Source organism: Nonomuraea deserti, assembly GCF_004348685.1.
In the GTDB taxonomy this organism is placed as follows: domain Bacteria; phylum Actinomycetota; class Actinomycetes; order Streptosporangiales; family Streptosporangiaceae; genus Nonomuraea; species Nonomuraea deserti.
Genome location: NZ_SMKO01000337.1, coordinates 1 through 4927, shown reverse-complemented (window position 1 = coordinate 4927; position 4927 = coordinate 1). Strand labels below are relative to the sequence as shown.

Genomic DNA, 4927 nt, shown 5'->3' with positions numbered 1-4927 from the left:
GTTCACCCGTCCGGTCTTCCCCTTGCCCGGTTGCTCCCCCAGACGGAACAGGGGCCCTTGGGCGTCTTCCCCGAGCTTCGCACCCCGGTGAGCAAGACCCACCGACGCACGTCGGGGCGGGGACCAATCTCGAACACTGATCAGGAACTACGCACCCGGCATAACCGGCCTCCAATCTGCGAGTTCACTCGATATGCGCGACTTCGTGTCGCACCACTCAGGAGGAGCCGCACCCAAACCCTTTGGCGAGACCGCATTTGAACGGCAAGTCACGGCAAGCCGCTCAACGCTGCTCTGCTAACGGGACTTTTCGTTCGGATGCTCGTCATGCCCCGTGCCGCAGCGTTACCGCCGTGAGCGTGCGGTGGCCGCTGACGGGTCGGTGCTGTGGGTGGTGGTGGACGAGGACTGGCCTTGCGATCCCCGGCGGCGGGGGCGGTGGTCTTCGCCATTGTGGTCGTCACCGTGTCCCTTTGGTGTTGAGGGTAGGGCCGTCGGTGCCGCCCGCCGTTTGAATGCCGTTCAGCTTGTTGGGGTTGACCTGGAAGCGGATGTTCTCGATGCGGCCATCGTGAATGTCGTAGGTGAGTGCGCCGACGAGGTAGTCGCCGATCATGCCGACGACGCTCAGCTCGCCGTTGACGACGGCCGGTTCGAGGCGTATGTCGGCGGAGACCGGTTTGGCCATGACGCCCAGGATCCAGCGCGCCACATGGTCAGGGCCGTGCAGTGGACGGCGGGCGGCGGTGACGATGCCGCCGCCGTCGTTCCACAGCGTCACTTCCGGGGCGAGAAGTTCCATGAGTGCGTTGAGGTCACCGCCGTGGCAGGCGGCCATGAATTTCTCGGTGACCTCCTGGCGCGCCCCGTCGTCCGCGTCGAAGCGGGGGCGGCGGGCCTGCACGTGGGAGCGGGCGCGGCGCGAGATCTGGCGCACGGTGGCCGCGGGGCGATCGAGGAAGCCGCCGATCTCGGCGTAGGAATAGCCGAAGACCTCGCGCAGCACGAAGACGACCCGCTCGGTGGGGTTGAGGGTCTCCAGGACGACCAGCATGGCCGTCGACACTGTCTCGGCCATTTCGGTCTCCTCAACGGCGTTCGATGGGGTGATCAGCGGTTCGGGGAGCCATGGGCCCACATAGGTCTCGCGGACGGCTCGGGCGGAGGTGAGGTGGTTCAAGGCCAGGTTGGTGACGGTGCGCACCAGGTAGGCCTTGGGATGCTCGACCAGATCCTGGTCCACCGCATGCCATTTCAACCAGGCGTCCTGGAGGATGTCCTCGGCGTCGGCGACGCTGCCCAGCATGTGATAGGCGGTGCCGAACAGCAACCGGCGGTGTTCGACGAACGGGTCGATCGCCGTTTGGCGCGGCTCGGGCGCCGGGGCCGGCCGGCCGGTTTCGCGATCCTTCATCGGAACCATGCCTAGTGGTCGGAAGCTCGGGATTTCAGCGGGCCGGGGGATCTGGTGGATTCCTGACCCGAGTCCTGGAACATCATGCGGCCTTTCGGGTGGCGCGGCCCCCCTTCGACAGCTGCACCGGTATCTTCACATGGCGGGACATCTTGGCGGCCACCGGCGGGGTGCTGCTGACCTGCTCCTTGTAGATGACCGCGGTCTTGCCCTTGAGGTACCACCGCCTCGGGGTGTCATCGGCTTTGGTGAACTGGACGACCGCGTCCTTGCGGCCCAGGCTCACCGGCTGGTGGAAGTAGCCGAACCGCAGAGGCTTCACTGGCTTCCCGCGCAGCAGCCGGGCGATGACGCCGGCGGTGTAGTCGGCGGTGACCACCCCGCTCTGGCATGTGCCGTGGAGCTGCCCCCAGGCCTGCCGCACCAGGGCGGCGTCTCCGATGGCGTGGATCTCAGGGTGCGAAACCGAGCGCAGGGTGGGGTCGGTGATGATGAGCCCCTTCCCGTCGGTGGCGATTCCGGCCTGGGCAGCGAGCTGCGGCACCCGCACACCGGTGGTCCACAGGGTCAGATCCGAGCAGACGAGCTCACCGGTGTCCAGCCGCACCGCATCGGGCAGCACTTTGGTGACCCTCACCCCGACCATGCGCACCACGCCCAGCCGGTCCAGGACGCGGTTGAGGTGGGCTCGGGCCTTCTCGCCCATCATGGAACCGGGTTCGGTGGCACAGACCAACTTGACGGTCAGCGCCGGGTGCGCCTCGGCGATCTCTGCGGCCGCCTCGATGCCGGTGAGTCCGCCACCGCAGACGGTGACCGTGCCGCCTGCAGCGGCGATCCCGGGCAGCCGCTGCGACAGGCGGTGCGCCAGACGGGGGTCGTCGAGGGTCCATGCGTGATCGGCCGCACCGGGGACGATGCTCGCGTCGGTGGCGCTGCCGAGGGCGTAGACCAGCGTGTCGTAGTGAAGGAGGACACCATCGTCGAGGGCGACGGTCCGGTCAGCGGTATCGATGGCGGTGGCGGCGGCCTGGTGGAATCGCACGTCGGTGCCCTTCAGCAGGTCGGGGATCTGGAAGTCGGTCAGTTCCTGGCCCGCGGCGACCTGGTGCATGCGCAGACGCTCGGTGAAGCGGGGCGAGGGGTTCACCAAGGTGATGCGGGTGTTCAGCCTGCGGGTGTAGCGGGCCAGCCGAGCTGTGGCGATCAGGCCGGTGTAGCCGGCGCCGAGGACGACGATCTGATGGGCGGTGCTGGTGTTCATCGCTCGCTCTCCGTGGGGCTCGTTCGTTCGGGACGGCTATGGGACAGGACGCCTCCGGAGAACGTGACACTCCGGTTTTGTGACATGCGCCACAAGAAATCCCGTCCCAGCTGTAGCCGCACGTTCCGAAGTGGCCCGCTGGCCAGAGAAGTAGGTGCCCAAGCCCCAGAGCCCCCTTCGCTTCAGCACGGGGAGTGCTACCGCCGCCGGTTGGGAGACATGGCCAGCCACTACGGGACCGTCGTAGTACGCGCCGAATCCAACGCTGAGAAGGATGAGCTGGCCCGGCTGCGGCGTGAGAACAGGATTCTGCGCGAGGAGAAGGGAATTTTGCGTAAGGCCGCGGTTTTCTTCGCGCGGGGACCGGATCTGCCGAGATGAGGTTCCGGCTGATCGATGCGGAGAAGGACCACCACGAGGTCTCCCTGCTGGCCCGGGTGCTGGGTGTGTCGCGCCAGGGCTACTACGCCAGGGCTACTACGCCTGGGCGGCCCGGCAGCGGCGCGGCCCCTCTGCTCGAGCCCGTCGCGACGCCGAGCTGACCGAGCGGATCCGGGCGCATCACCAGGCCCCGATGAAATCCATGGGGCGCCGCGCATCCATGCCGACCTGCGCGAGCTGGATGGGGTCCGGGTGGGCCGCAAGCGGGTGGCCCGGCTGATGCGCGCCACCGGGCTGGTCGGGGTGAGCCGGCGGAAGGGATGCCGCACCACCATCGCCGACAAGCGCGCCACGGCCGCCTCGGACCTGGTCAAACGCCACTTCGCCGCGGCTGAGCCGAACCGGGTCTGGACCGCTGACATCACGTATGTGCCGACCTGGGAGGGCTTCGTCTATCCGGCGGTGGTGCTGGATGTGTTCTCTCGCCGGATCGTCGGCTGGGCGATGGCCGAGCACATGCGCACCGAGTTGGTGACCGACGCGCTGGCGATGGCGCTGCACCAGCGTCGCCCCGAGGCGGGGGTGATTCACCACAGCGACAAGGGCAGCCAACTCGGGTTCAAGGAGTCGTTGCAACACTGCCTGTCAGCGAGCATAGATGCTCGTTGAACGCCTCGGCGGGAGTACGCCAGCCGAGTGTCTTGCGGGGGCGGCTGTTGAGCGCGGTGGCGACGGCGTCCAGGTCGTTGCGGCTGTGTCTGCTCAGGTCGGTTCCCTTGGGGAAGTACTGCCGGAGCAGGCCATTGGTGTTCTCGTTGGTGCCTCGTTGCCAGGGGCTGTGCGGGTCGGCGAAGTAGATCTCCAGCCCGGTGTCGATGCGCAGTTGAGCATGCTGGGCCATCTCCGCGCCCTGGTCCCAGGTCAGCGACTTGCGAAGTTGCTCGGGCAAGGTGGTGATGGTGGCGGCGATGGCGTCACGGACAGCTTCGGCGCCATGCCCGGCGAGTGCCGGGCCGTTCTTGACCCGCTGGCCTTCGCCGTGGCCTTCCATCCGAGGTAAATGCAGCAGCAGCGTGTACCGGGTGGTGCGCTCGACCAGCGTGCCGATCGCGGAGCTGTCCAGGCCGATGATGAGGTCGCCTTCCCAGTGTCCGGGCACGGCCCGGTCCCCGGCCTCGGCGGGCCGCTGACTGATCATCACGTCCTCGGTGACGAACTTCTTTCCGCGGCCCCGAGTCCGGGCCCGGGGCACCCGCAGCGCACGGCCGGTGCGCAGGCAGGCCGTCAGCTCGCGGCGCAGCGCGCCGCGGCCTTGGATATAAGGCCTGGTAGATGGCCTCGTGCGAGATCCGCATCGTCTCATCCTCAGGAAAATCGACCGGGAGCCGGTTGGCGATCTGCTCCGGACTCCATGACCTCGCCCAGCGCCGGTCCTGGCGGCGCCCGTGACGTCGCCCGATCCAGCGGACCTGCGGTCCTTCAACCAAGCTGCCGTCCGGGGCGCGAACCGTGCCGGCCAGCCGATCCTGCACATACTGCCGCAGCCGGTCGTTCTCGGCGAGCTTGCACACCTTGGGCCGACACGCTTGGCGGTCGGCGTGCCACCGCGCGACCGAGGCGCGGTAATCGAGGCGGCCGCCACGGGTCGCCGCGTTGCGCCGCAGCTCCCGCGAGATCGTCGACGGTGCCCGTCCCAGACGGCGGGCGATCTCCCGCACTCCGCACCCCCTGGCGCGCAGCATGAATCGCCCCGGGTTCGGTGGAGACTTGATCTCTTGAGAGGATCGAGTCCATGCCTGGTAAGTCTCCCTACCCCGCCGAGCTGCGCCGCCGAGCGGTGCGGATGGTCGCCGAGGTGCGGCCGGATT

5 protein-coding genes and 1 pseudogene are annotated in these 4927 nt (G+C 68.1%); 3 read left to right on the top strand and 3 right to left on the bottom strand.

Annotated features, from left to right (window positions below):
• Window positions 1-460 precede the first annotated feature (460 nt).
• The gene (locus E1292_RS49415) at window positions 461-1414 is read right to left on the bottom strand and encodes an RNA polymerase sigma-70 factor (RefSeq protein WP_132606725.1); all 954 of its coding nucleotides are present in this window, start codon (window positions 1412-1414) and stop codon (window positions 461-463) included.
• Between the two features lie 82 nt (window positions 1415-1496).
• Window positions 1497-2678, bottom strand: a complete 1182-nt coding sequence (locus tag E1292_RS49410; protein WP_132606724.1) for an NAD(P)/FAD-dependent oxidoreductase — start codon at window positions 2676-2678, stop codon at window positions 1497-1499.
• 219 nt (window positions 2679-2897) lie between these two features.
• On the opposite strand from E1292_RS49410, the gene E1292_RS52070 reads away from it, so the two are divergent.
• Genes E1292_RS52070 through E1292_RS49405 form a run of 3 tightly spaced genes read left to right on the top strand, consistent with a single transcriptional unit; the run spans window position 2898 to window position 3728 of the window.
• Window positions 2898-3059 carry a hypothetical protein gene (locus E1292_RS52070; protein WP_165975168.1) on the top strand — a complete coding sequence of 54 codons (162 nt, stop codon included), beginning with the start codon at window positions 2898-2900 and terminating at the stop codon, window positions 3057-3059.
• Window positions 3056-3220, top strand: a complete 165-nt coding sequence (locus E1292_RS54710; protein ID WP_246091033.1) for a hypothetical protein — start codon at window positions 3056-3058, stop codon at window positions 3218-3220. The genes E1292_RS52070 and E1292_RS54710 overlap by 4 nt, the downstream gene beginning before the upstream one ends.
• Window positions 3162-3728 carry an IS3 family transposase gene (locus tag E1292_RS49405; protein WP_281284166.1) on the top strand — a complete coding sequence of 189 codons (567 nt, stop codon included), beginning with the start codon at window positions 3162-3164 and terminating at the stop codon, window positions 3726-3728. The genes E1292_RS54710 and E1292_RS49405 overlap by 59 nt, the downstream gene beginning before the upstream one ends.
• Here E1292_RS49405 and E1292_RS49400 read toward each other — a convergent pair.
• A pseudogene (locus E1292_RS49400) lies at window positions 3679-4801 on the bottom strand (IS30 family transposase). The gene E1292_RS49405 and the pseudogene E1292_RS49400 sit on opposite strands and share 50 nt — an antisense overlap.
• Window positions 4802-4927: the final 126 nt, after the last annotated feature.